Source organism: Agarivorans sp. 2_MG-2023, assembly GCF_030548085.1.
GTDB lineage: Bacteria > Pseudomonadota > Gammaproteobacteria > Enterobacterales > Celerinatantimonadaceae > Agarivorans.
The window spans coordinates 222697-249233 of sequence record NZ_JAUORQ010000002.1; the positions used below are offsets into that span (position 1 = coordinate 222697).

Annotated in this window: 22 protein-coding genes and 1 riboswitch; of the genes, 7 read left to right on the forward strand and 15 right to left on the reverse strand. The window is 45.8% G+C overall.

Translation table 11 applies throughout. The features are described 5' to 3' along the window. The first annotated feature begins 71 nt into the window (after positions 1-71). Positions 72-614 carry an inosine/xanthosine triphosphatase gene (yjjX, locus tag Q4549_RS03700; protein ID WP_303509759.1) on the forward strand — a complete coding sequence of 181 codons (543 nt, stop codon included), beginning with the start codon at positions 72-74 and terminating at the stop codon, positions 612-614. Here yjjX and Q4549_RS03705 read toward each other — a convergent pair. Continuing rightward, positions 600-1436 carry a hypothetical protein gene (locus tag Q4549_RS03705; RefSeq protein ID WP_303549347.1) on the reverse strand — a complete coding sequence of 279 codons (837 nt, stop codon included), beginning with the start codon at positions 1434-1436 and terminating at the stop codon, positions 600-602. The genes yjjX and Q4549_RS03705 overlap by 15 nt on opposite strands. 566 nt (positions 1437-2002) lie before the next feature. Here Q4549_RS03705 and rnr point away from each other — a divergent pair. Beyond that, positions 2003-4333 carry a ribonuclease R gene (gene rnr / locus Q4549_RS03710; RefSeq protein WP_303549344.1) on the forward strand — a complete coding sequence of 777 codons (2331 nt, stop codon included), beginning with the start codon at positions 2003-2005 and terminating at the stop codon, positions 4331-4333. 145 nt (positions 4334-4478) lie between these two features. Here rnr and Q4549_RS03715 read toward each other — a convergent pair whose 3' ends face one another. The 11 genes from Q4549_RS03715 to Q4549_RS03760 all read right to left on the reverse strand — a co-directional run bounded on the left by Q4549_RS03715 (position 4479) and on the right by Q4549_RS03760 (position 17817). Further along, positions 4479-5006, reverse strand: coding sequence for a hypothetical protein (locus Q4549_RS03715; RefSeq protein WP_303549341.1), 528 nt, complete (start codon positions 5004-5006; stop codon positions 4479-4481). A 114-nt stretch (positions 5007-5120) separates the two neighbouring features. Continuing rightward, a complete protein-coding gene (locus tag Q4549_RS03720) occupies positions 5121-6137 on the reverse strand; it encodes a hypothetical protein (protein ID WP_303549338.1) in 1017 nt (338 codons plus the stop codon). A gap of 304 nt (positions 6138-6441) precedes the next feature. Then, positions 6442-6702, reverse strand: a complete 261-nt coding sequence (locus tag Q4549_RS21865) for an aldo/keto reductase (protein WP_368411616.1) — start codon at positions 6700-6702, stop codon at positions 6442-6444. A 159-nt stretch (positions 6703-6861) separates the two neighbouring features. Next, a complete protein-coding gene (locus tag Q4549_RS03725; protein WP_303549335.1) occupies positions 6862-7500 on the reverse strand; it encodes a cytochrome b/b6 domain-containing protein in 639 nt (212 codons plus the stop codon). A gap of 99 nt (positions 7501-7599) precedes the next feature. After that, positions 7600-10113 carry a heavy metal translocating P-type ATPase gene (locus tag Q4549_RS03730; protein WP_303549332.1) on the reverse strand — a complete coding sequence of 838 codons (2514 nt, stop codon included), beginning with the start codon at positions 10111-10113 and terminating at the stop codon, positions 7600-7602. Then, entirely contained in the window at positions 10110-10544 is a 435-nt protein-coding gene (locus Q4549_RS03735; RefSeq protein ID WP_303549329.1) for a MerR family transcriptional regulator, read from the reverse strand. The genes Q4549_RS03730 and Q4549_RS03735 overlap by 4 nt, the downstream gene beginning before the upstream one ends. Before the next feature lie 112 nt (positions 10545-10656). Beyond that, on the reverse strand, positions 10657-11238 hold the full coding sequence (locus Q4549_RS03740) for a copper resistance protein CopA (RefSeq protein ID WP_303549327.1): 582 nt from the start codon (positions 11236-11238) through the stop codon (positions 10657-10659). An 18-nt stretch (positions 11239-11256) separates the two neighbouring features. Then, the gene (locus Q4549_RS03745; RefSeq protein WP_303549323.1) at positions 11257-14379 is read right to left on the reverse strand and encodes an efflux RND transporter permease subunit; all 3123 of its coding nucleotides are present in this window, start codon (positions 14377-14379) and stop codon (positions 11257-11259) included. After that, on the reverse strand, positions 14379-16127 hold the full coding sequence (locus tag Q4549_RS03750) for an efflux RND transporter periplasmic adaptor subunit (protein WP_303549318.1): 1749 nt from the start codon (positions 16125-16127) through the stop codon (positions 14379-14381). The genes Q4549_RS03745 and Q4549_RS03750 overlap by 1 nt, the downstream gene beginning before the upstream one ends. An 11-nt stretch (positions 16128-16138) precedes the next feature. Then, entirely contained in the window at positions 16139-17404 is a 1266-nt protein-coding gene (locus Q4549_RS03755) for a TolC family protein (protein WP_303549315.1), read from the reverse strand. 41 nt (positions 17405-17445) lie between these two features. Next, the gene (locus Q4549_RS03760) at positions 17446-17817 is read right to left on the reverse strand and encodes a hypothetical protein (RefSeq protein WP_303549312.1); all 372 of its coding nucleotides are present in this window, start codon (positions 17815-17817) and stop codon (positions 17446-17448) included. A 385-nt stretch (positions 17818-18202) separates the two neighbouring features. Between Q4549_RS03760 and Q4549_RS03765 the strand changes: the two genes are divergently transcribed. Next, positions 18203-19081: a glycoside hydrolase family 16 protein gene (locus tag Q4549_RS03765; RefSeq protein WP_303549309.1), complete on the forward strand. Its 879-nt coding sequence runs from the start codon at positions 18203-18205 to the stop codon at positions 19079-19081. A 48-nt stretch (positions 19082-19129) separates the two neighbouring features. Here Q4549_RS03765 and Q4549_RS03770 read toward each other — a convergent pair whose 3' ends face one another. After that, positions 19130-20641 (reverse strand): alpha/beta hydrolase-fold protein, encoded by a 1512-nt coding sequence (locus tag Q4549_RS03770; RefSeq protein ID WP_303549306.1) that lies wholly within the window; start codon positions 20639-20641, stop codon positions 19130-19132. 179 nt (positions 20642-20820) lie between these two features. Then, positions 20821-21726 (reverse strand): LysR family transcriptional regulator, encoded by a 906-nt coding sequence (locus Q4549_RS03775; protein WP_303549303.1) that lies wholly within the window; start codon positions 21724-21726, stop codon positions 20821-20823. A gap of 158 nt (positions 21727-21884) precedes the next feature. Between Q4549_RS03775 and Q4549_RS03780 the strand changes: the two genes are divergently transcribed. Next, positions 21885-22868 (forward strand): aldo/keto reductase, encoded by a 984-nt coding sequence (locus Q4549_RS03780; RefSeq protein ID WP_303549301.1) that lies wholly within the window; start codon positions 21885-21887, stop codon positions 22866-22868. A gap of 256 nt (positions 22869-23124) precedes the next feature. On the opposite strand, the gene ribB is transcribed toward Q4549_RS03780, so the two are convergent. Next, positions 23125-23778 carry a 3,4-dihydroxy-2-butanone-4-phosphate synthase gene (gene ribB / locus Q4549_RS03785; RefSeq protein ID WP_303549298.1) on the reverse strand — a complete coding sequence of 218 codons (654 nt, stop codon included), beginning with the start codon at positions 23776-23778 and terminating at the stop codon, positions 23125-23127. Between the two features lie 155 nt (positions 23779-23933). Next, positions 23934-24126: riboswitch (FMN riboswitch) on the reverse strand. A gap of 246 nt (positions 24127-24372) precedes the next feature. On the opposite strand from ribB, the gene Q4549_RS03790 reads away from it, so the two are divergent. The 3 genes from Q4549_RS03790 (at position 24373) to Q4549_RS03800 (ending at position 26237) form a co-directional block, all read left to right on the forward strand. Then, positions 24373-25356 (forward strand): permease, encoded by a 984-nt coding sequence (locus tag Q4549_RS03790; protein WP_303549295.1) that lies wholly within the window; start codon positions 24373-24375, stop codon positions 25354-25356. A 34-nt stretch (positions 25357-25390) separates the two neighbouring features. Next, a complete protein-coding gene (locus Q4549_RS03795; protein WP_303549292.1) occupies positions 25391-25639 on the forward strand; it encodes a thioredoxin family protein in 249 nt (82 codons plus the stop codon). A 73-nt stretch (positions 25640-25712) separates the two neighbouring features. Then, a complete protein-coding gene (locus Q4549_RS03800; protein WP_303549290.1) occupies positions 25713-26237 on the forward strand; it encodes a sigma-70 family RNA polymerase sigma factor in 525 nt (174 codons plus the stop codon). Positions 26238-26537 lie beyond the last annotated feature (300 nt).

The following is a 26537-nucleotide window of genomic DNA, read 5'->3' on the forward strand; positions in this document are numbered from 1 at the left end:
TTTGCTAGCACATTTAAGCTTTCAAATATGCTAGCATCAGCTGCCTAATTGTCGTTATTTATAGAGTTGTTATGTCTCAACGTTCACTCAAAGTCATTGTAGGTTCTCGCAACCCCGTTAAAGTACGCGCGGTAGCTAAGGCACTAGCCTTGTATTACCCAGATGCCGAGATTGATTGCCAAGGTATTGATGCGCCCTCGCAAGTGCCCGAACAGCCCATGACCACTCAGCAAACGCGTGACGGTGCAGTAAATCGTTTACGCTACTGCCAACAGCAACAACATGCAGACATTTACGCAGCGATAGAGGGCGGCGTTGATATGTTTGAAGATGGCCCCGCTACCTTTGCGTTTGTTGCCATAGCCAACAGCCAACAAACCGCTGTGGGCCGTGGAGCTAACATGCCCTTGCCTGCCAGTGTTTACCAAGCACTTGAGCAAGGCGAAGAACTTGGCCCACTTATGGATAAGCTATTTAATACACATAACATTAAGCAAAAAGGCGGCGCCATTGGCCTACTCACCAACGGCTTAGCCACCCGCGAAGACAACTACGTACACGCCTTAACGCTGGCCTTAGTAAAGTTTGCGCATGCTGATTTATTTGCGAGGTAAGGCAAAAGAACCCAGTATGCGGCGCTTACTTCGCTGCCAACAACATCCCAGTAAACCGCTAGCCAACAACACGCCCGATAACGGCTCCGATACGTCTACCGGTTTATTGATTGAAGCGGGTTTAAAATCGACTAAATACATCAAGTCGTCGTAATCATCATCCCCCAACATATCAGGTTCAAAAAAGCCAAAGGGAAGGTCTTCCCAGCCAATTAAATACGCGTTGGAGAAGGTGTGTTCAATAATACCGTCACCGAGATCTAAATAGCGTGATTGTCCGTTAAGCTCAGGAATAGCAAACGTCATAGTATGATCCCAGCCTCCGTTTAACTGATTTTCTGAATAAAAAGTAGAATATGTTACCGGGCCGCTTTGTTCTAAATACCAACCAAACTCACCCATTATGTCTAGGCTTACCCCTGCAAAAGGCTGGTTAGCCGAACCGTCGCCCATAAACCCATAATGTGGATTAGAAGGCAAAATGGCCGTTTTCTCTTGGCCAACGCCTACATCGGTATAGATACCAAGCGTATTATGGTTGCCTGCCGTTAACCCCACTAACGCAACGCTTTGCGAGCCTTCGCCCACAAATAATTGGTCGTTAGCCACGAAGCGATTGTCTAACTCAGCATTACTTTGGTAGCGAGTACCAAGCAACATATTCATGGCATCAAAAAGATCAGGAACACCATCATTGTGATCCCTAGCTGTCGGTATTCCATTCACATCATGGTGATAATAGTCATTTTCTACATTGCTACTGTATGGGGTAGCTTGCCCACTAAAGTGCAGCAGTGCTAGCGCCGCGATTGTGATTCTCATATTGATTCCCGCATGTTTACATTTATGTTGTTTTTATTTTCTTTAAGCGAGCGAATAGTAACCACACAAATTAAAAGGACAAATACAAGATGAACAAAATGTGAGCTAGATATTAAATAACTCAATTAAAAGAAAAGGAGGGAGAAACGGCGAAGGTTTAGCCCCTTTGCAGCTCTGCTCGGCTATATAAGTTGACAATCGTTCACAATTCTATAAAGTGGCCGCCATTAGAAAATCAGTCTATTTTTTGAACTCCGCATTAGCTTGCCTTCAATTAAGCTTCGTTCCGTCGTTTTAAATTCCAGCTTGTTTTTCCAATCTTGCCCTCAGGCAATTATTACTTTGCTTGTCATAGTGCTGTCATAAAACCAGCTTATAAGTCAGGCAAACACCGTGATGAGTGAACCCCAGATTGTAGCGTTCATCATCACACCTTATTTTAGCGACTCGATAAACGAGCGCATTGGCCTAAAAACCTTGAGAGTTATATCTGAACTGCATTAAAAGAACATTTCATGATTTCCCTAGAGCAAGGTTATTGGCCCGATTAACAGAGAACAATAACTATGAGTAAACACTCACGCTCTAATGAGCAACAATATGCCAACCCCATTCCTGATCGCGACGCCATCATTGCGCTGCTCGATCAACAAGGAAAACCGCTTAATCGCGAACAACTTGCCGCAGCCCTAAACCTAAGCTCAGAAGAAGACTTAGAAGCATTGCGCCGCCGCTTAATTGCCATGAGCCGCGACGGCCAGCTACATAGCGACCGCAAACGCAATTACTGGCCAGTAGACGACAGCGAATACTTAGTAGGCCGCGTAATTGGTCACCGCGAAGGCTTTGGCTTTTTAAAATGCGAAGGCTACGACACCGACTTTGTATTGCATAGCTCGCAAATGAGCAAAGTATTTGATGGCGACATCATTCAAGCTTTGCCAAATGGTTTTAACAACCGTGGTCGTGAAGAAGCGCGCGTGGTTAAAATTCTAGAAAAGAATACTCAACACATTATTGGCCGTTTTGTAGAGCAAGATGGCCGCTACAGTGTTCAGCCCGACAACCAACGCATTACTCAAACCATTGATGTACCCGCGGCGCAAACTCTAGGTGCCTGCAATGGCCAATACGTAAGTGCCGAGCTCATCAGCTACCCGCACAAGCGTGATAACGCCATTGCCCACATTAGTGAAGTAATTGGCGACCCTAATGCACCGGGTATGGAAATCAATGTTGCGATTCGCACCCATCAAATTCCTTTTGAATGGCCAGAAGACGCGCTGGCTCAAGCGGCTAAATTAGCCCCAGAAGTGGCCGAACAAGACAAGCTGCATCGAGTGGATTTACGCGATACGCCTTTTGTTACCATTGATGGCGAAGACGCAAAAGACTTTGATGATGCGGTTTACTGTGAAGCAAACACAAACGGTGGTTGGCGTTTATCGGTAGCCATTGCCGATGTCTCACACTATATTCAGCCAGAAACTGCCTTAGATATTGAAGCGCAAAAACGCGGCACCTCGGTGTACTTTCCTGGCCATGTAGTGCCAATGCTACCCGAAGCGATTTCAAACGGTTTATGTTCGCTTAACCCTCAGGTTGACCGTTTAGTGATGGTCTGCGAAATGAACATAGATGCCCAAGGTCAGCTGGCCAGTTACCAGTTTTGCGAAGCAGTGATTCACTCACATGCCCGCCTCACTTACACCCAAGTGGGCGCCATGTTAGAGCAAGCCAACTCAGCGCAAGGCCAACAGCTGTGTAAAGAGTTTGCCAAGGTACTGCCACACCTACAAGACTTGCACCGTTTATATGGCGTATTGAAACAGGCGCGTGAACTGCGCGGTGCTATTGATTTCGAGACCCAAGAAACCCGCTTTGAATTTAATAGCGAACGTAAAATTGAGCAGATTGTTCCGCTAGTACGTAACGACGCCCACAAACTGATTGAAGAATGTATGTTGTGCGCCAACGTTGCTACGGCACGTTTCTTAGAACAGCTAAAAATACCGGCGCTATACCGGGTACACCAAGGCCCTAAAGAGAAAAAACTCAAGGGCTTGCGTAGCTTTTTAGCCGAGCTAGGCTTGAACTTAGGCGGTGGCGACAAACCTACGCCAGCCGACTACAACAAGCTGCTCAGCAGTATTGGTGAGCGAGAAGATGCCAGCATTATTCAAACGGTGATGCTGCGCTCTATGAGCCAAGCTATTTACACTCCAGAAAACGACGGCCACTTTGGTTTGGCCTTTGATGCTTACGCTCACTTTACCTCGCCAATTCGCCGCTACCCCGATTTACTGGTACACCGCGCTATTCGCTCGATTATTCGCAGTAAAGAAAGCGGCAGCATTTTTAAACGCACCTTTAAATCATTAAGCGGCAAAGGCCTAGACCCAGTTCGCCGAGTAAACGGCGCAGCACCTCTTAAGTTAGCAAAAAGCTACCCATACGGCCCAGAGCAAATGTTAATGCTGGCCGACCACTGTTCTTTAGTGGCTCGCCGCGCCGACACCGCCAGTTGGGACGTAGACGCTTGGCTTAAATGTGAATACATGCAAGACCAAGTGGGCGAAAGCTTTCAAGGCATTGTAAGCGGCGTAAACAACTTTGGTTTGTATGTAGAGCTAAAAGATATGGCAGTAGAAGGCGTGGTGCATATCTCGTCACTGGCGGGCGACTTTTATAACTTCGACGCAAATAAACAACGTTTAATTGGCGAAAACAGCCGCAAGAGCTTTGGCATTGGCCATGTGATTGAGGTGAAGGTAGCCCGCGTAGATATGGAACAACGCAAAATTGAGTTAGTGCCAAGTGATATCGCCAGCGCGAGCAACTTCAGCAAACCCAAGAAAAAAGCCAAAGCGAAAAGCAAAGCAAAAAAAGTCGCTTAAAGGCTTTATCTCACTAAGGCTAGTAGTGGCCTTAGTGAGTGCTTTCTTGATATATCAAATCACAGGCTGTATTTACGCTTTAAATAAGGGGCAAAAACTGGCGTGCTACACAGCGCAAACCGCGAACTTTTTAAAGCCCCATTTTTTAGTGTGCAAGCCTCTCAATTTTCACCCACTTTAGGGTTCCATAGAAGGCTAATAGATAGAGTAAAAAAGAAATAACAACATAAGCTGGATACGCCAGTGCCTGCGCATAATCAGGTGAGTAAAACCACTGAATAGCAATTCCCAACCAAGTTACCGAACCACCTATGCATGAAACCATTAGCATATGCTTCAAATATTTATACTCTGTTATTGCAGATACAATGATCGCGAAAGTTAAACAGTCTCCGATTAAGTTCACAGCATTGAACTCCAACATCTGCGTGGAAATATGGACGAACAAACCATAACTAAAAAAGACAACAAGAAAATACTTAAATGCTCGATGCTTAATTGTGCAAGCTGACACTCGCGACTTCTTTACGCTAGATGGGTATTGATAACCCCCTTTATCAATTAGCTCTTTGATATAGGCGGCCTCGTCTGGGTTAGACTCAATATCTAATTTTTCTAATGCCCCTTCAAGTTCATGAAGGTGGAAAATCTCGTAATTCTGTGAGTACTTCATGCAAGTTCCTTTTGCACGTTAACGCCGCCATAAGCAGTGAGTAACAGTTGGCTAAAATGTGTAGTGTAGCGAAGCGGAACCGAGCCAACTACAGAATCCGACTTAATGGCCTTGTTAAGTTTCTTGGAAGTCCCGAGCTAGCATAGTGGAAGCTATAGATGGTTCAATTGCATCTTTACCTGAAAACTTCTTAGCTGCTTCATAGCCTTCATTTCTATATTGGGCGAGCATTTCGCTATACGAACAAATCTTACTTGTATCTATCCGAAGCCTCAAAGCAGTTCCCTTATATTTGCACTCTAAATCATTTTTTGACGTGCGATCTAAAAATATACTTTTATCGTTACTTGCGATAAAAAAATCCCCACCATTGCGACAAATTCGACTGGTCATGTAAAGGCCGAACCCAGAATTTTGCCACTCATCATGCTTTCGTTTTTTAACGCCCTTATACATTTTTCCTGATACTCCGGGCAGCATAGCTAGGTGTAAAGCATCTCTCTCATCACTTATATTTAGGAACGGGTTGGTAGATAGCCCATGCATAATTCCATTGCCTGTATCCAGAATTGCAAGTTCAACTAAACTTTTAGACGGCCAATACTGAGCACAATATTCAATGATTTCGGATTCCGAATGCTCAACAACGTTCCTAAGTATTTCTCTAATAGAAAACGTAAGAGTATCGACCAAATCTCCATTATTTTGACGGGTTAATATTTTTGCAATTTGCTCCGACTTTGCTTCAATTATGTTGCCAACATGGTCGTATGAGTCTGCCGCTTCTTGTTGTAAATCTGCGACATTTAATATTGTAAGGGGTAGATACGTACTACTACCCGCAGCCTCTCCAGGCTCATTCCCAAACTTAAGCCCGAATGCTCTGAAGAACCCCATATGTGCAGCATATGATTTATTTTTATGATTTAAGGCCGTAAACTTACTTTCAGGTTTGGTTTTCCTAAATCTTTTTAACTCATTAGCCACATAGGCCATTGTAAAGGGCTCAACTAGGCCAAGATTAGCAAAATCAAACGCATATTCATCAGAGTGCTCTAAATCCCATAACCGATTACAGAAATTCAATGCATTTCTAAGGGACAAATTTTGAGGGATTTTTACTTGAAGCATACTCATCCTTATAGAAGAAACTTAACAACTTATTAAGAGGAAAATTACCTTGTTTAAACAAGGAGTATTTCCTTTTATCACGCATTTAATGAAAGTCAGATTATCATCTTTCCTATGCCTCACCAGCCATCCAGATCAAAAATTAACAAAAATATCAGCAACAGATAATACGAGAATTTGGAGAAAGAAAGCATCGAGAAAAGCGATATTAATACAGCGTATTTTTGTCGCTAAACACCAAACGCCATATACTCAGGTTTATTGTGAGATGTAATAGTAAGTTTGCTTTGGTAAGTGCAATAAATTACGTAACTTGAAGTGTTTTCTCATCATTGATCTGGTTCTTATTCTGCAGGTTTTTCGCTACCTTGCAGGCCAAGCACTTGGCAAACTGTTGCTGAGTAGAAAAGGAGGTTTGTTGTTCACCCACTCTAGGTAGAAACTTTGTGGCAATAACCACGTTATTCCGAGCTGTCGTTGCTTGTATGGCTTTACCAACAAATTGTTCGCTTGTTCCATTTTGGTAGCTACTGGCCGTATCAAAAAAGTCAATACCAAGCGCGATACCTCGTTAAGCAAACATAGCCTTACTAAAACAGAGTATAAAGTCAGCACCAAGCCACAAATTGATATGTGTTAAGAAAGTACTGGGGTATTTTTAGCGGTTTTATTGAAGTAATAATTAGCCCTTTACTAGCAACTTTACCCTTGCCTACAAGCTTTGTTATTCGATAAAAACAAGCAAAACTCCAATCAGCAAGCAGCTAGTTAAAATTGGCCAAATGGCTTTTTTCATCATGGGCTTGCCTATCGTTTGGGCTGTTTTGTAGCCATTAATCATGGCATGTAAATATCCTCGTTTGATTAAGCTGAAGTAGCCAATAGCGAGTATATGAATAGCGATTAAGCCCAATAAATAGTTTACATTGCTGGCATGTAAAGATTTAAACCACTCGTAGTGTTGTTCATTCACATAGGCATATAGCGGGCCTTCGGAAAGAATGTCATCCGAATTAAACAGGCCCGAAACAAGTTGAATCAGCAGTAATAGCCAAAGCGCTAAAACCATATAAGAGCCGAGGAATGAGTGGCCATTGTGGTTACTTGCTTCGCCTTTCAATTCTTGTTTTATTTCTCTTACTACACCCTTAGGGTGAAGCTGCAAAGACTTAAACAAAGCGGTCTCGCTGCCTACCAATCCCCACACTAAACGAACAAGAAGTAACACAAACAAGGTTAAACCCAGCTTGATGTGTATATCAACTTCAGCTTGCTCCATGCTTAGCCATAAGCCTGCAAGTAACAGCAACTGTAACCAATGATAGAAGCGAACAAACCCATCCCACACTAACGTCCTTTTCATTCCCTATCCCTTATTTGAATGTTTAGTTTTTAGGCTTTAACCAAAACCACCAAATGATCAGTACTATTATTGCTAGACCAACAAGGTTAATTATAAGGTTCATAACGAGCCCTCTTTATTTGATTGCGAACGATACCAGCGCAAGCGGTTAGCGTTACTCACCACGGTTACGCTCGACAGCGACATTGCAGCGCCAGCAACAATAGGGCTAAGTAACCAACCAAATACTGGAAACAATACGCCAGCAGCAATCGGGATTCCGAGGGTGTTATAAGCAAAAGCACCAAACAAATTCTGTTTGATATTGCTAATGGTAGCTTTAGCTACGCCTAGCACTTCATCTACGCTTAGCAGGCTGCCTCGCAGCAAAGTAATGTCGGCACTTTCTATCGCTACATCAGTGCCTGAACCAATGGCAAAACCAATATCAGCCTGCGCCAAGGCCGGCGCATCGTTTATGCCATCTCCCACCATTCCTACAACAGCACCACCTTGTTGAAGCTGCTTTATCACATTGAGTTTATCTTGAGGAAGTAGCTCGGCTTGGTAGTCTTTTATGCCCACTTCGTTTGCCACTGCTTGGGCGCTCTCTGCGCTGTCACCAGTGAGCATGACGACTTTTATGCCTTGCGCCTGGAATCTACGGATTGCTTCAACCGAATCGGCTTTAACTTTGTCTTTAATCAAATACAGGCCGGCCAACTCACCGTTAATAGCACAAAAAACCTTCGACACCACACCCGCAGCATGGCGCTGCTTTGCCGTTAATAAATCAAGTGTTAGCCCATTTGCTAACATCCACTTTTCATTACCCACAACAACTGTTTGCCCATCTACCCTTGCGCTAATGCCTAAACCGGCTTTATTGATGAAATCGGCACTGGCTAAGGCTGGAATGTATTCAGCGTACTCAATAATGGCGCGTGCTAAAGGATGTTCCGACCCACGTTCGGCGCTAGCAACTAACTGATTGAATCGCTGTTGATCGATACCATTAAATAGGCGAACTTCGCTCACTTGCGGCTTGCCTTCGGTAATGGTGCCGGTTTTGTCGAAGACAAGGATATTTAACTTGGTGGCCACCTGCAGCGCCTCTCCATTTTTAATGAGTCCCCCATATTCTGCGGCTTTGCCAATTCCGATCATGGTCGAAATAGGCGTGGCGAGGCCTAACGCACAGGGGCAAGCAATAATGAGTACGCTAGTGCTAGCGACCAATACATAGACAAACTGCGGCTCTGGACCAAAGTTGAACCACGCTAAAGCGGTCAGCACAGCCACAATCATTACGCTAGGTACAAATATGGCTGATACTTTGTCAGCCAAGCGAGCAATGGGGGGTTTAGTATTCTGCGCCTTATTAACCATTGAGATAATCTGCGACAGCATAGTGTCTGCGCCCACATGTTCAGCCTGATAAAGAATGGATCCTGCGCCATTTATGGTGCCAGCAGAAACCGTATCACCTACCCCATGTTTAACCGGTTTGGGCTCTCCCGTGAGCATTGATTCGTCAATCCGGGATACCCCTTCTACAATTCGCCCGTCAACAGCGATTTTTTCCCCTGCGCGCGCTCGAATTTGCTCACCAACTTGAATAGTTTCAACCAGTACTTCTTGCTCTTTTCCCTCTCGAAGCACCACCGCGCGTTTAGGCGACAGGTCAAGCAAACGTCTAATTGCGTTAGAGGTACGCCCTCTGGCTCTTATTTCTAAGGCTTGCCCAAAGTTAATTAAGCCCAAAATCATAGCGCTTGCTTCAAAATACAAATGCCGAGCATTATCTGGCAACCATTGAGGAGCTAGCACAACCAACATGGAATAAAGCCAAGCAGCGGCAGTACCTAGACCAATCAAGGTATCCATATTGGCTTCTCGCCGCCGAAAACTAGCAAGCGTTCCGCGATAGAAGTGAGCACCGCTGTGGTACATCACCCATAGAGTCAATAAACCTACAATGCCCCATATCAACTGGCTGTGACCACCATGAATACTCATGTCGCCTCCAGCAAAGCCATAAAGCATTAATGGCACTCCAAGCGCTAGGCCTACTATGCTGTAACGAATTTTTTGCTGGTACTCTTTTTGGGCTCGCAGAGTTTGCTGTTCAAAACTGCTCGCTTCATCTTCAATAAGCTCTGCGCCATAGCCTGCTTGCTGCACCGCACTAATTACTTGATGCGGGTCTATATCACCAGTAACTTGAGCAGTGCGTTGAGCAAAGTTAACCTCAACTTTATCGACAGCGGCTAAACCCTGAATAGCAGAATGAATGGTGTTAACGCAGCCTGCGCAGGTGATACCGGTAAGCGTAAATCGTTCGACCTTGCCTTGAGGCATGGTGGGTTCACTAACATCAACGGCTGTTACAGCTTGCTCACTAGCTGCGTTTTCAACACTGCTGTTGCGTGCTAAGGGGCGAAACCCCAGCTCTTCAATCAGCTCAAGTAAACGAGCTTCGCTAAGATGGCTGGTAATAGTCATCTGATTGTTGTCAGGCAAGCCTTCCACTATCGCGTCGGTATCTATACCCTGAACTCTTAAGCGAACTTTACTCACACATCCCTGACAATTTAAGCCTGCTACATTGAGTTGCCAAGTTTGAACGCTCATAGCGCCTCCTTATCGTTTGTCACTAAAGGATCATCCCACTGCTCAATGAGTTGGCAAATAGAATGGCCATCAGGCTCACCGTTTGGCATGTGCGTCCATGCTACTAATGCTTCTTCCATGGTGGCGAGCTGCTTAGTTAATTGGGAAATTTTCTGCTTAGTAGACACAACACTTTGCTCGAGTAATTGGCGCACCATAGGGCAAGGTGAGTCTCCCAGTTGCTCATGTTCAAGTATTTGTTTAATTTGAGCTAGGCTAAAACCCAGCTGTTTCGCTTGATGAACAAATCGGAGTCGCGTTAAGGATCGCAGGTCATAGTCGTGGTAACCGTTCTGAGGATCTCGCTGTGCAGTAATGAGCCCCTCTCTGGTGTAGTGGCGCACCGTTTCAGCAGTTACCTTGGCTGCATTAGCTAGTTCGCTTACTTTCATACCTGTACTCCTAGTAACTTTGTTTTATACATTGTAAAACCTTTGTGCAACACACAGGTCAAGTTATCTAATATATAAAAAAGCCGCCTATCACTGGCGGCTATATTCTGGCTTAGTTGTCGCAGTCCATACGAAACTCTTTGTGGCTCCGCTTACTGTGTTTTTTTATGTCAACCAAGGCTGATTTGATTAAAGCCTTATCATCAACTTGCTGAAGCTGTTTAAACAGTACCCCTAGCTCATCAATGCCTTTCATATAAGCCATGTGCGCCATATGGCTTTGGTGGTTCATTCCCTCCATCGTTCCATGATTCATGTTGAAATGGTCTGCCTCAGCCATGTGTTCCATATGAGCTTGATGATCCATGCCTTCTATTTCCCCATGGTTAGTATCGGAATGCTCCACTGCCACCGGATGACCATCGGGCTCAACCATATGATGTCCGCCATCTTGTAGTTTAAGTGGGATAAGCTGTTTTGCATTTTTGGCATTGGCCAGCAACTGAGTAGCATGCAGTTGCATAGCAGCCTTATCATCGCTCTTATAAGCGTTTACGTAAGCTTTTAGCTCAGCTTTTGTATCCTTCATTACTGTACCAAGTTTGGTATCTTTGCAGTGTTCACCATGTGCTGTGGCCGTAACACTAACGAAGGCCAAGGTCGACGCGGCGAGTATTGAAACAAACTTATTCATTGGGTTTCTCCGTAATTATTAATCGTTTATTAGTTTGCGCAAGGACACACGCTTCCATAAATAGTAAACCGAGGGCAGCACTAACAGAGTGAGCACTACAGCTGACGCCATGCCACCTATCATTGGCGCGGCAATACGTTGCATCACTTCAGATCCAGAGCCTTCGCCATACATAATTGGAATAAGCCCAATAATCACCGTGGCAACAGTCATCATTACCGGTCTCACTCGTAAACCCGCCCCTTCAACCACCGCGCTACGCAGTTGTTGTTTGCTAATAAGTCCATGTTCAGACAAGGTGCTTTCTAAAGACTGGTTGAGGTAAATAAGCATTATTACGCCGATTTCCACCGCCACCCCCGCAAGGGCGATAAAGCCGACACCTACAGCAATAGAGAAGTTGTAACCCAGTAGATACATCAGCCATATCCCACCTATCATCGCCAGCGGTAAGGTACCGAGAATGAGCAGCACTTCTCCTACACGCCTAAAGGCCATGTAAAGCAACAACACAATAATCGCGAGGGTGGCAGGTACAACAACCTTCAAGGTTTCTTCGGCTCGTTCCATATACTCGTATTGCCCAGACCAACTCACCGAGTAACCCGCAGGTAACTGCAGTTGTTGTTGAACGGTTTGCCTCGCTTCCTGAACATAGCCCCCTAAATCTCGGCCCTCAATATCGACAAAGATCCAGCCATTGGGTCGGGAGTTTTCGGTCTTGATCATTGGTGGCCCATCTTCCACATAAACCGCCGCTAAATCGCCAAGTGTTAGCCTTAGCCCTGTTGGGGTAATTACTGGCAATAGCTTTAGTTGCTCTACACTGTCGCGGTAACGCTGCGGATAACGGAGGTTAATGGGGTAACGCTCTAAACCTTCTACGGTCTCAGACACATTCATTCCACCAATTGCGGTAGACACTACTGCCTGTACGTCGGCGATGTTCAAGCCATATCGAGCGGCAGCCAGCCGATCAATATCTACTTTTACATAGCGACCACCAGCCACACGCTCGGCATACGCAGAAGCTGTACCAGGCACTTGCTCTAGAATATCTTCAATATCCTTGCCAATGCCTTGGATAACGCCAAGATCTTCACCTGAAATTTTGATACCAATTGGGGTTTTAATGCCAGTCGCTAGCATGTCGATGCGTGTTTTAATCGGCATCACCCATGCATTGGTTAACCCAGGGAAGTTGACTAAGCCATCCAACTCTTTCCGAAGCGTTTCAGTGGTCATACCCTCGCGCCACTGTTCGCGGGGCTTAAGGGTGATAAAGGTTTCTATCATGGTAAGTGGCGCTGGATCGGTGGCGGTCTCTGCCCGGCCAACTTTACCCCATACTCGCTCGACTTCTGGGACGGTTTTAATCAGTTTGTTGGTTTGTTGCAACACCTCACGAGCCTTGCCAATGCTAATACCGGGATAGGTCGTGGGCATATACATCAAATCACCTTCATCCAGAGGCGGGATGAATTCACTACCGATTTTATTGACGGGATATAAACCAATACCGACCAAAGCAACCGCTAGCACTAATACCAACACAGGCGCTTTAAGACTGAGGTTGAGCAGTGGCTTATAACCGGCTATCAATAAACGATTAAGCGGATTTTTATGTTCGGCAATCACCTTGCCGCGAATAAAGTAACCCATTAGCACCGGTACTAACGTAATCGCTAAACCTGCTGCAGCCGCCATGGCATAGGTTTTGGTGTAGGCCAAAGGCGAAAACATTTTGCCTTCCTGGCCGTGCAAGGCAAACACTGGCACAAAGCTAAAAGTGATAATAAGCAAAGAGAAGAACAAGGCCGGCCCCACTTCAGAAGCTGCCTTGCCAATCACCTGCCACCGGTTGGCGTCGGTAAGTTCGGTTTTCTCCATGTGTTTGTGGACGTTTTCAATCATCACAATAGCACCGTCAACCATGGCACCAATAGCAATAGCAATACCGCCCAGCGACATGATATTGGCATTAATGCCCTGCCAACTCATCACGATGAAGGCGATGATAATCCCCACGGGTAAGCTGACCAACACAACAAGAGAGCTACGAATATGGAACAGGAATGCTGCGCAAACCAAGACCACCACAATGAACTCTTCAATCAACTTGTCTTTTAGGTTCTCGACTGCGCGCTCAATCAAACCTGAACGATCATAGGTAGTCACTATTTCAACGCCCTCAGGCAGAGAAGCACCTAGGCTATCTAGCTTGGTTTTTACCGCTTCAATAACTTGCTGAGCATTCTCGCCATAGCGCATTACCACCACTCCGCCAACCACTTCGCCTTCACCATCCAGTTCAGAAAGGCCGCGACGCATTTGTGGCCCCACTTGAATCTCAGCCACATCGCCTAGTAATAATGGAGTCCCTTGTGGATTAAGCTTTAGCGGCAGCTTTTGTAAATCTTCGACCGAGCTAATGTAACCACTGCTGCGCACCATATACTCGGCTTCACCCATCTCTATAACGCTGGCGCCGGTCTCTTGGTTACCCTGTTGAATAGCCATTTTCAGCTGCGAAAGACTGAGTTGATAAGCCCGCAAACGATCTGGGTCGATACTAATTTGGTACTGCTTGACCATCCCCCCCACGGTGGCCACTTCACTCACGCCCGGAACGGTTTGCAATTCGTATTTTAAGAACCAATCTTGAAAGCTACGTAATTGACTCAAGTCGTGCTTACCGCTTCGATCGACTAAAGCATAACTAAACACCCAGCCAACGCCTGTGGCGTCTGGCCCTAATGCTGGTTTAGCGTCGTTAGGCAGATTGGGCGCTACCTGCGACAAATACTCTAACACCCGTGAACGGGCCCAATAAATGTCGGTGCCATCTTCAAATATGATGTACACGTAGGAGTCGCCAAAGAAGGAGTAACCACGCACTGTTTGTGCGCCTGGCACCGACAACATGGCCGTAGTGAGCGGATAAGTCACTTGGTCTTCAACCACTTGCGGCGCTTGTCCCGGGTAAGATGTTTTGATAATAACCTGTACATCAGACAAATCAGGGATGGCATCTACAGGGGTGTTTTTAATAGCGAAACCACCGTAAACCAGTATGGCTAAGGTGGATATCAGCACCCAAAAACGATTATCTATAGACCAACGAATAATACTCGGGATCATTACCGCTCTCCCTCATCGTTATCCAAATCCAGCCAATCTAAATCGTCGTCGCTGAGGCTATCGGGATCAATATCACTGGCACTGTGCTGGGAATGTTCCATGTTTGAGTGGTCCATTTCGCTGTGGTCCATAGTGCTGTGGTCGATGTTGTCATCTCCCATTTGGGAATGATCCATAGTGCTGTGATCCATAGTGCTGTGGTCCATAGCGCTGTGGTCGATACTTCCATGATTCATTTGAGAGTGATCCATGGTGCTATGATCCACTGCTGTATCTAACGGCTCTAGCTTCTTAAGCTTAAGTGCTCCGAGTTTTAGGTTTGATATGGGAAACTGCTGGTCTTGCTTGGTAATCGTGAACTGCAGTTCTCGGCCGGGTACAATTTGCTCATCGATTTGCTCTGCCGCTAACGGGAAGTCCATCACCATATCTGGCCACTCCCACTCAAGTACTGGTTCGTGAGCAATAGTTAAAACGCCCGGCTTCACTGCAACGACAATGCCTGTGGCCTGCACTGATTCAATCTGCCTATCTGGCGGACCAATTCTGCTAAAGTCAGCGCTTAAGCTCGATTCTGAGTCCAGCATAAACTGCGCACTGGTCACAATTACATCGCCATTGACCAAGCCATCAAGTACTTCAACCACGCCTTGGCTTTCTCGCCCAATCTCAACACGAACACTTTGATACTTGCCAGTACCGCGCTTCATTACCACTCGATCAAAACGACCACCACGTATCACCGCCTCACTTGGAATGGTTAACGTTTGTTGCTCTGGCATTGAGGATATAGTCACACGGGCATACATATTGGGTTTAAGCCGTTCATCTTGGTTGTCGAAAACCATTCTGGCGCGCAGGGTACGGGTTTGAGGGTCAAGATTGGGGTAAATGTAGTTAATCTTGCCTTGCCAGGTGTGGCCTGGGTAACTGTCTACTCGCATCTCTACATGGTCTCCCTCAGCCACTAGGCCTGCTTGAGATTCAAATAGCTCACCAATTAACCAGATTTTATCTAGTGCTCCAGCATCTATCAGAGTGGTTGCGGGAGTAATATATGCACCTTCTCGCACACCTAATGTAGAGATATATGCTGAGCTGGGGGCGTACAATTCCACTAACTGCTCGCTACGACGCTGCTTTAGCACTCGCGCCACCTGCTGCTCTGACATACCGAGAACCTGTAAGCGGGTTTTTGCCGAAGCTATTAACCGCTTGTTCCCCATATTTAGCGCATTAAGTAAATCATCTTGCGCTTTAACTAACTCAGGAGAATAGATCGACATCAGGTACTGGCCAGCGTTAACTCGCTCGCCCTCAGCTTTAATCGCTAGTTTCTCTAACCAGCCTGAAACACGGCTGTTGAGTTGCCAACGTGAGTTTTCATTGAGAGTGAGCATACCTACTGTTTCAATGGCTACCGCAAACTCGCCTAGCTCTACCTTGGCGGTTCTCACTCCAAGGTTGTTTTCAACACTGGGATCAATAGTCACCAAACCGGGTTGAGTGGCCGATTGGCTTTCTTCATAAACAGGCACTAGATCCATCCCCATGGGAGACTTACCGGGTTTATCGCGGCGGTAATTAGGGTCCATTGGCGCAACCCAGTAAAGTGCTTCGGCGTCTGCTAAATTGCGGTGTGTGCTTTGAGCATCGGAACCTGATGGATGCTGCATCAGATTATTTGCCAGGTAACCACCTATTAGGCCTACCATAAGAAATAAGCTGCTTAATACAAATTTATTCATTGGTTCTATTCCTACTTAGCCTGAAAATAGCGAACTTGAGCTAGTGCTTGATACTGCTGAGTTCGTAATTGTTCAAACTCAAGTTGCAAGGCGGTCTCATCCATAAAAGCGTTAACCACCTGATCAAAATTAACCGTGTTTGATTGATAGCCTTGAATAGCAGCTTGAGTATTGGCTTGCGCTTGAGGCAGCAAGGTTTGTTGGTAGCGTGTTAGGCGCTGCTTCAGGTTTTGAATTTGAGCAAGCTGACCATTAAGCATGCCATTCATACTCTTGAGTAACAGATCCCTCTCGGCCTGTTTGATGCCCTTTCCCCGCTCGGCAGATATCACACTTTGATCTTGACGCTTATCGGTAAATAGAGGCACATCCATGGAGAGAAAACCCGACACTAAATCGGGACGAGAGCTACCATCCATATCGGCACTACGCCGATGGCCATAGCCAACTTCCACTTTAAAAGCTGGTTTATAGGATTGGTTGGCAATTTCTACCTGTTTTTCAGCTTCTTTAATCGCGCTTTGCTTTGCCTGCACCAGTGGGTGATTAACTAACAATTCGTAGTGTTCGATAGAAGCATGGTTGGCGTAGGTCAGTGCTTCACTCCAAGCTGGCAACGAAGCGTCAAAGGTTTGAAAAGCAGAGCCTCCTAGCCACGCGGCTAATTGACCACGGTAGGCCTGTTCTTGCTGAGAAAAACCAGCAATCTGCTCGTCATATTTACTCAGTTGAAGCTCTGCTTGAAAGAGGTCTTGGCTTTGCTTGTAGCCCAATTCAAATTGCCCGCGCACATGCTCTACATTGCGCTCGAACAGTCGCTTGTTGTCATTTAGCAGTTGTTGAGCCAAAGCTGAGAAGCGCACATTTAACCACATCTGGCGAATTTGTTGGCTCAACTCTAAGCGCCGCTGAGCGGCTTGATACTCGGTTTGCTGCTGCAAAATTTGGTAACGTTGACCGTTAAGTTCACGCGTATTTCCGCGGCTAAATTCCTGTGCAACACCAACACTCAGCTGTGTCATTGCATCTTGATCAAGCTTAAAGCTGTCGGTGGGCACATTAGCCAGACCAAGTTTTATCATTGGATCTTTAAGCTGAGCGCTTTGCACGCCCATAGCTGCAATTTGTTGCTGCCGCTGGCTATAAAGCATTTCAGATGGGTCAGCGGTAAGTGCAATCTCAACAGCGCGTTCAATAGTTAACGGCGCAGCCATAGCTGCAGAGCTTACCGATAAAGTAACGGCAAGCACTACCCCATAAAGAGAGGGAGTAAACATGTTTTAGTCCTTGTTATTTGATTTAAAAAAGTTTTGTTAAATCAAACAGCAAGAGGGGGACGGAACGGCAGTTCCTGAAGTGAAGGATGTAAGTTAAAACGATAATCGCTGAGTGCTACGGCTTGAGGCATATTAGCCACACTAAGCCCTGTTGAAATAAAGGCTGGAGCTGACGTACATAGCGATAGCTGGCAATCTAGCTTACATAGATCGCTCATCTTAGAAGCGGCTTCATGATTGTGATTTAAGCCATCACCATGACAGTCCATTGATGAATGCATAGTTGAATGCATAGTTGAATGCATCATTCCTTGATGATTCTGCATTTGCGCGTGCAGCGAATGCTCCGACGCGCTGGTAGCACCGGATAGTAGTTGCAAACAAAAAACGATAATCAAGAATAGAGCTTTCATCTGCGCAAATACTAAGCCAAACCAAAGCCAAACTGCAAGTAGTTTTGTGCAACCACATATGAAGTGGCACTCTGCTTTTGCAACGATTAAAGCATATTGCAGCTAACGCGCAATAGAGCCTAGCTATAACTAGAAGCAAAGCATTTACCCAATGAAAACTAACAAACTTTATTGTAATGGAACACCCGTCTTGTTGGCTGCGACCTAGTGCAACACAGGTTCTAAGCCATGCTATAAAAAATCTTAAGCTATTATTAGTTTCCATAAACCCGAGTACTTTTTTCATCATTGATCAGCCTCTGATTCCATTGGTTTTGCTCTACCCTCTACGCCAAGCTGTTGGCAAACTGATGCTGGAGATGATTAGCGACGCTTGGAGCACTTAATGCTAAACCGCAGCACTCAGATTGGATTACTTGTATTACTCAGTAGCAGCTTATTGGCTTGTGGAGGCGGTGTTAGCCCTCAATCGGAGCTGCCTAGCCAGCCAGAAGCCATTACTTGGCAACTCTCGTGGAGTGATGAATTTAACGACAGTCAGCTAGATCTGAGCAAGTGGACTTTCGACATGGGTAACGGCTTTATGCTCAACGACCAGTACATTTCAGGCTGGGGAAACAACGAGCTACAAGCCTATACCAGCAACGCAGCTAATGTGCGACTCAACGGCAGTGGTCAACTGATTATTCAAGCCCTAGTAGAAGGCAGTAGCGACCAATACGGTAATTACAATTACAGCTCTGCGCGTTTAAAAACCCAGGGATTATTTGCCCAAACCTATGGCCGATTTGAAGCCCGTATTAAATTGCCAGTTGGCCAAGGGTTATGGCCTGCCTTTTGGTTAATGCCGCAAGACAATGTATACGGCACGTGGGCGGCCTCGGGCGAAATAGACATTATGGAGGCGCGTGGTAGCAACCCTTCGCAAGTAAACGGCACGATTCACTATGGCGCACAATGGCCAAATAACACTTACTCGGAACGCCACTACCTATTTACCGACAGCGATATTAGCGAGTTTCATGTTTACCGAATCGATTGGACGCCACAGGGCATATATTGGTACGTAGATGACGAGTTGTATGCTAGCCAAAGTGCTTGGTATACCCAAGACTACGCCTTCCCTGCTCCCTTCGACCAAGATTTTTATATCATTATGAATTTGGCGGTAGGCGGCAATTACGATGGCAACCCGCAATCTAATCAGGTATTCCCTGCCCAAATGGAAGTAGATTATATACGGGTATACGAAGCGCTTAACTAAAGTTAGCGCTCCGCCTCAGCTTATTGCTAACACTCTGCAGCTGATTGTTTATGGATGGAAGAAGGCTGATATTTGGCTGAGAAATTGTGCTGAAATGCCATTCCAATAGCGCCAAGTGTGGCCGCCTTCTGCTGTGGTGTAAGTAAATTCAGCCTTATGGTTTTCTAGCTGCTCCACCAAGCGCTGATTGGTTTGAAAACTGGTATGGTCATCTTCACCGCAATATAGGTACAAGGCTGGCTGCATAGTAAAATTCTGCCAAGTAAAATCACGGTAAATGCTCATATCAAAGTAGCCGCTTAAAGGCACCGATAAACCAAACTGCTCGGGGTATTTATGCGCTAAATAAAACGCCCCTGCCCCGCCCATAGACACACCACTAATTGCACTATTTTGTGCACCTGGTTTAACTCGGTATTGCTCTCGAATACTCGGTAGCAGCTCTTGCATAATGTGCTGCTCGTATTCGCCAGTGTAATAACTCTGTTCGCCGGAAGGCATTAGCAATATGAAAGGATTAATCGTTTGTTTGGCGATTAAGTTGTCCATAAGGTGCTGGACTTTGCCGTCCACCAGCCACTGCTGGTAATTACTGCCATAGCCGTGCAACAGCACCACTAAGGGGTAGCGTTGCTCGCTAGCATGGTAGTTGGGCGGTAAGTAAACCGCATAAGGGCTGGCTTTGTTAAGTGCGCTGCTGGCGAAGGTTGCATCAACTATCTGGCCATGAGCAATTTCTGGGTTTGCGCTAAGCAGCGGCGACTCTTCGCCAATCACCAATACTGAGTTAAATCCGCCTCTGCTGTCATCTACCGCGCGCTCGTTGTTTTCGTCGGCTATCCAATTGCCGTCTATCACAAACTTGTACTGCCAAGCCCCCGGCGCCAAATACAAAGTAATTGACCAGCTACCATCGTCATTTGCTTTCATTTGAAATACATCGGGACGCCAGTCGCTCATTTCACCGGCTAAATACACCTGCTCAGCCTGTTTAGCCATTACCGTAAAGGTATGTGCGGTGGTGTTTTCTGCCGGAGAAAGCAGTGGGTGTGGTGGCGTTAAATCAAACTCGCCAAGCTCGGCGCTGGCGGCTTCTTGCTCGGATAATATTCGCCCTTTTACAGTGGTTGAGCCGGAACAATAATAAGCGCTGTTGAACCACTCCCACAGATAAGAGCCAGTAACCTTCCCATCGAGTATTTCAACTGTAGCCGAAACATGACTTAATTCCCCACCATCAATCCGAACACTAGGTGCAGACCAAGTGATTTGCTGGCCATTAATATCACCGGTTACGCCACTATCAATACTCAGCTCGCATTGCTGTTGCTCCACCACAAATACTTGCTTTAGCTGTTTGCCAAAGCCATTGCAATCACTGTTATCAACATCTAAAAAAAGCTCCCAAGTGCCAGCGTAATTAGCGCAGGCTAATTCACTCTGTTCAGAAGCATTGCTGTTGGAAGAAGAACTGCTGTTGGAAGAAGGGCTACTGCAAGCGCCAACAAATACCAAACTTAAAAGAGGTAGGGCTAATGCCAATAAGCTATGTCGTTTCATCTCAATCCTTAAGTTCCACTCATCCGTGATCACTAATAAACGCTGTAAATTTAATCACATACAAACACAGCACTATTGATAATGAAAGTAATTGCGACAAGTGCTGTGATAATAGGTACAAACTGCTAATAAGACCGATAAATAAACATTAACGGGTGTTTGAATCATCCATGTTGATCTCATCGAGATTTAGTCAACAAACTGCTTATATGGTCTTGCAGGTAAGCCATAAACTGCTGTAGCCGCGAAGAGTGTTCGATTTTAGGCGGGTACAGCATCCATACTTGTCGTGGCTCAACCTGAAAGTCGGCCAGTAACCTCTGCAATCGGCCTGCCTGCACATGCTCCCACACTAAATGCTCGGGTACTCGAATCACGCCCTGCGCATTTAAGGCCGCTTTAATGAGAATGTTATTGTCGTTCACCGCAAACCGCCCTTGGGCTTCAAACTCTTGCACTTTATTGGCTTGTTTAAATGTCCAGGTTCGCCAAGTAGGAAAGGCTAAGCACTGCAACTGGCTTAAATCACTAGGTTGAGTTGGCACAAACTGCTCTGCTAAGTATGCAGGGGAAGCACACACCCAATGGCAATAAGGCATTAGCGTTCGCGCCACCATATTTTGTGGCGGTTGCTCGGTAACACGAATGGCTAAATCGAAATTACGCTCATGTAAGTCTTCTAAATGATGGCCAACATCAATTTCAAAACTCACTTCGGGGTAGCGTTGATTGAATCCATTACATACCTCAACCAAAAACGACTCTGCAAAAGCGGCTGGCGCGGTAATACGCAAAATACCCGCGACATCTTCGCCGCTGTGTTCTAACTCGCGTTCCAGATCGAGTAAGTTATGGTGCATGGCTTGCGCCTGCAAAAACACCTTATGGCCTTCGGTGGTGAGCCGCACGCTACGGGTGGTTCTAATCAACAGTTGAGTGTGCAAGTCTTGTTCTAAGCTGCGAATTTGCTGCGATAAGTAGCTACGAGAAATATCAAGGTGTTCAGCGGCCTTAGAAAAGCTCAAGTACTGGGCCACTTCATAAAACAACAACAAGCGTTCTAACTTTTTATGATTCTTCGACATTCGCTTACCTACTTCGCTGCATCAACTTGTCCATAATAATACGCAAAGTAAGATTTTTTGTTTGATATAACAAACAGTATTTTTGCTTTCACCCTCTTTTTTCAGTGGCTTTATTAACTCTATACTTGAGCCAACAACTTTGATTAAGTGGGTATAAAATGGAATATCGTCGATTAGGCCAAAGTGGTCTGCAGGTAAGTGAATTTGGTTTAGGCTCTTGGGTTACTTTTGGCAAACAAGTGGACTTATCGGCCGCCAAGCAAATTATGACACGCGCCTATGATGCTGGAATAAACTTTTACGATAATGCCGAAGGCTACGAAAGCGGCGAAAGCGAACGCTTAATGGGACAAGCCATAGAGCAACTGGGCTGGACACGCGATAGTTTTGTGGTGTCTAGCAAAGTATTTTGGGGCGGCGATAAACCTACCCAGCGGGGCTTGAGCCGCAAGCATGTATTTGATGCCTGCCATGCCGCACTTAAACGCCTGCGGGTTGATTACCTAGATTTGTTTTACTGCCACCGCCCAGACATTGATACGCCGATTTACGAAACCGTTCGTGCCATGCACGACTTGGTTTGCCAAGGCAAAGTAATGTACTGGGGAACCTCTGAATGGAGCGCCCAGCAAATTACCGAAGCATGGGCAGTAGCCAAAGCAGAAAACCTCCATGCGCCAGTGATGGAGCAACCGCAATACAACATGATGGTGCGCGACAAAGTAGAAGCAGAGTACTTACCGCTGTACCAACTAACCGGTTTAGGCACCACTATTTTCTCGCCGCTGGCCAGCGGATTACTCACCGGTAAATACCTAAATGGCGTGCCAGATAACAGCCGCTTAAGCTTGCCTGGCTATGAATGGCTGCGCGATATGTTAATGGGCGAGAACAACAAGCTAGAGCAGATAGCGCAACTTAACCAATTGGCAGAAAGCCTTAACATGCCATTACATCACCTAGCCTTAAATTGGTGTTTGCGTACGCCACATGTGAGCAGCGTAATACTAGGAGTGTCTAAGTTAGAGCAGTTAGAAGATAACCTGAAAGCGCTAGAGCTGAAACAGCAGTTAAGCAACGACGTATGGCAGCAGGTTGATAACATTTTAGCTAATAAACCGGCAGCGCCAGAGCGCTTTTAATCTATCGATAAGGGGGTTTACCTTTTATTACATTAGAGCAAAAGCTCTATCACAAGCGTGTTGCTCATGAATATTACCGTGATCACACCCTTGTGAAAAAACAGCTGAAACATTGAAAAAATATAAGAACTTTTTATGACGCTAGGGCTATACTGATGAAAAGGTGATTACACCTACAAAACAACAATAGTACTAAACGCATAATCTGATCAGGGGCCTTAATGGCCCCTTTTATTTTGCCTAAACAAACGCTTAACTAGCTCGCTTTACTGATCAGCGCTTTCCGATATTCCACAATATCTTCAATGCTTAATACTGGCATGGCATGTTGTTTGGCAAAGGCAACAATCTCGGGCAAACGCGCCATGGTGCCATCTGGCATGGTCACTTCACACAGTACACCAGCAGGCGTTAATCCCGCCAAGGTCACTAAATCTACGGTACCTTCGGTATGGCCGCGGCGTGTTAACACTCCACCGGGCTGGGCACGCAGCGGATAAACATGGCCTGGTCTGGCTAAATCGCTGGGTTTAGTACCTTCGGCAATCGCGGTTTTAATGGTAGTTACGCGATCAGCAGCCGACACTCCAGTGGTTACGCCTTCATTGGCTTCAATGCTTACAGTAAAGGCCGTACCAAATTGGCTAGAGTTATCGCTAACCATTGGCGGTAAATCAAGCTGTTTGATTTTGTCATCGTTTAAGCACAAGCAAACAATGCCGCTACATTCGCGAATAAGCATGGCCATTTGAGCATTGGTGAGAGTTTCGGCGGCGAAGATTAAATCGCCTTCATTTTCGCGGTCTTCGTCGTCAACAACCAATACCCCTTGGCCTTGGCGTAAGGCTGCAAGCGCGGCGTCAACTCGTTGGATAGGATTGCCATATTCGGCAAGTAGAGACTGATTCATGGTTTAAATCCTTAAATTACTACATTAAGTTTTCCAGAATCAGGGCGTGCAGGAATAGCACCTCACCGTAAAGTGAAGTTTTTTATCGGCATTAAACCACACTCAGCCACAGGCTAAGTGTTCCGTTCTAACCAGGTTAAAACAAAATGATAATGCTTGATTCTCTTCCATCCGGACTCATTACAGCCAAGCTGTAAATTACCGTCGGCTCTGGACTAGTCGCAATAAAAATATTGCTAGGTCACCAGATCTGCTGACCCCAACTACCGTTGGGCGCTCGCGGGCTTTTAGCCATAAACATAACTAACTACCGCCGGTGGGGAGTTACACCCCGCCCTGAGAATTTGGCTGTTTCTGGTATAGAAACAGCCACGCTATGGTGCCTTTAATTTGCGAGGAACACAATGCAGAAAAGTACTCGCAATAAGTAGCACTCATCACTCACAGCCATAGCCTTGTGGCACTAGAGCTAAAACCACGCTATTGCCTGCTAATTCACTTTGCTCAAAAACTGGAAAAGTTTTTCTAAATATTCTGCGTCCTTTTTGCTGTTCATCCGTGTTAGTCATATACCCTCGAATTGGATACTGAAAGATGGAGATTTTTACTTGGTTGGCTGACTGGCTAAGTTATTCCGTATTTGGGCTAACACCCGGCACTCAAATGGCCAACGGCGTGCATTTTTTTATTGAAGACACCAGTAAGATTTTGGTGTTATTGGTACTGTTGATCTACGTTATCTCTTACTTACGCGCCAGCCTTAGCGTAGATAAAGTACGTAATTACTTACTGGGTAAACATAAGGGTGTGGGTTACTTATTAGGGTCTACTTTTGGCGCTATCACACCGTTTTGTTCCTGTAGCTCCATTCCACTGTTTATGGGATTTGTATCTGCCAGAATTCCCATTGGCGTAACCATCGCATTTCTTATCACCTCACCGCTGGTAAACGAAGTAGTAGTGATTATGTTAGGCAGTATTCTCGGTTTTAAATTCACCCTTATGTACGTGGCCATTGGTATGTTGCTGGGCATGATTGCTGGGGTAATGATGGATATGCTTAAGGCTCAACGATGGTTACAGCCTTTTCTTGCAGAGGCCTACCAACAAGCTGAAAACAGCAATATTCAAGTCGCAGACGACACACCAGCTCCCTCGGTCACGCATAAAGATCGCCATTACTTTGCCGTAAACGAAACCAGAACCATCTTAAGCCGCATTTGGAAGTGGGTGATTATTGGCGTGGGTTTGGGAGCCGCTATTCATGGCTTTGTGCCTGCCCAATGGTTTGAACAAAACTTGGCTAACGGCCAATGGTGGACCGTGCCACTGGCCACACTTAGCGCCATTCCCATTTATACCAATGCATCTGGCGTTGTGCCCATCATGGCCTCACTAATTGATAAGGGAATGCCAATAGGCACCACTTTGGCATTTTGCATGGGCGCTGTGGCAGTAAGCATTCCCGAATTCATCATGCTCAAGCAAGTGATGCAAATACGCTTTTTAGGCGCAATTGCTGGCTATTTATTGGTGGCCATATCCATTACCGGTTGGCTATTTAACTATTACTACTAAGCAACATTCAAACTAACACTACGAGGAACTCATTATGACAACAATTCAGGTATACGGTTCAGGCTGCAAAAACTGCACAACAACGGCAGAACGTATTTTGGAGGTAGCCAACGAACTTGGCTTAAACGTTGACCTTGAAAAAGTTACCGATTTACAGAAAATCATGGCCGCAGGGGTATTAAGTACGCCAGCCCTTGGCATTGAGGGGGTAATAAAACACAGCGGCTCAGTACCTTCTGTTGATCTAGTGCGTGAGCTACTGAGCGAAAATGTTATAGCATAAATCTTAGCAGCAACTCACTAAGCCGCTGGTACAATAACTTAGGCGGCTTAGCCCTATTGCGGCAGAGGGAAACATGAAATGTTTAATGAAGGCCTGGAGCGAAGCTGAGCCCTTGCTCTACGGCTGGTTAATAAAGCAAACCAACAACCAGCATGAAGCTGAAGATATCATGCAAGAAGTGTTTTTAAAGGCCATGAGCAATAGCCAGCGTTTTTGTACCCTAGATGATGGTAAGGCGTGGTTGTTTACTATGACCAAAAACCACTTCATTGATAAGCTGCGCCAAAAACTGCACGCCACCGACATCAATGATTTAGCCATTTCAGATAGTGTTGCGCCGGTAATGACTCAACTGCAGCGCTGTTTACCCAAAGTGCTGCCTAAGCTGTCTGACAGCGAGCGTGACATTATTGAGCAATGTGATCTTAATGGCCTTACTCAGCTTGAGTACGCCGAACAGCAACAGCTTAGCCTACCGGCCACCAAAGCCCGCCTGCGCAGAGCAAGAATGCAACTAGAGAAGGTATTAACCACCGAATGCAAAGTGAAGCGAGATGAAGCGGGAGTTTGTTGCTTTAAGAGCCTTGCAGAAAAGTAATCATAAATATTAGATAAAGCACCCTAGCACCTCATCTTCGGTCAATGGTTAGATGCAATACTTACTCAGATTAACATTCACTTAGCTCTGCATTTCGGTCGTCGAATCTTAGCTTCCCTTATAAACTCACCTCTCTATTTTCTTTCCACCTTAAATCAAGGTACTCAAAGGCAACAGGCAAACACCCTAAATAATGCGATGAGTTGTTGCTTGCAGTTTTAGCAAAAGCTAACCCACAGGCATGGGGCAGTGCTCAATTTGAACGATTCGAAATTGATTTTGTTGTTAGGAAACATACAC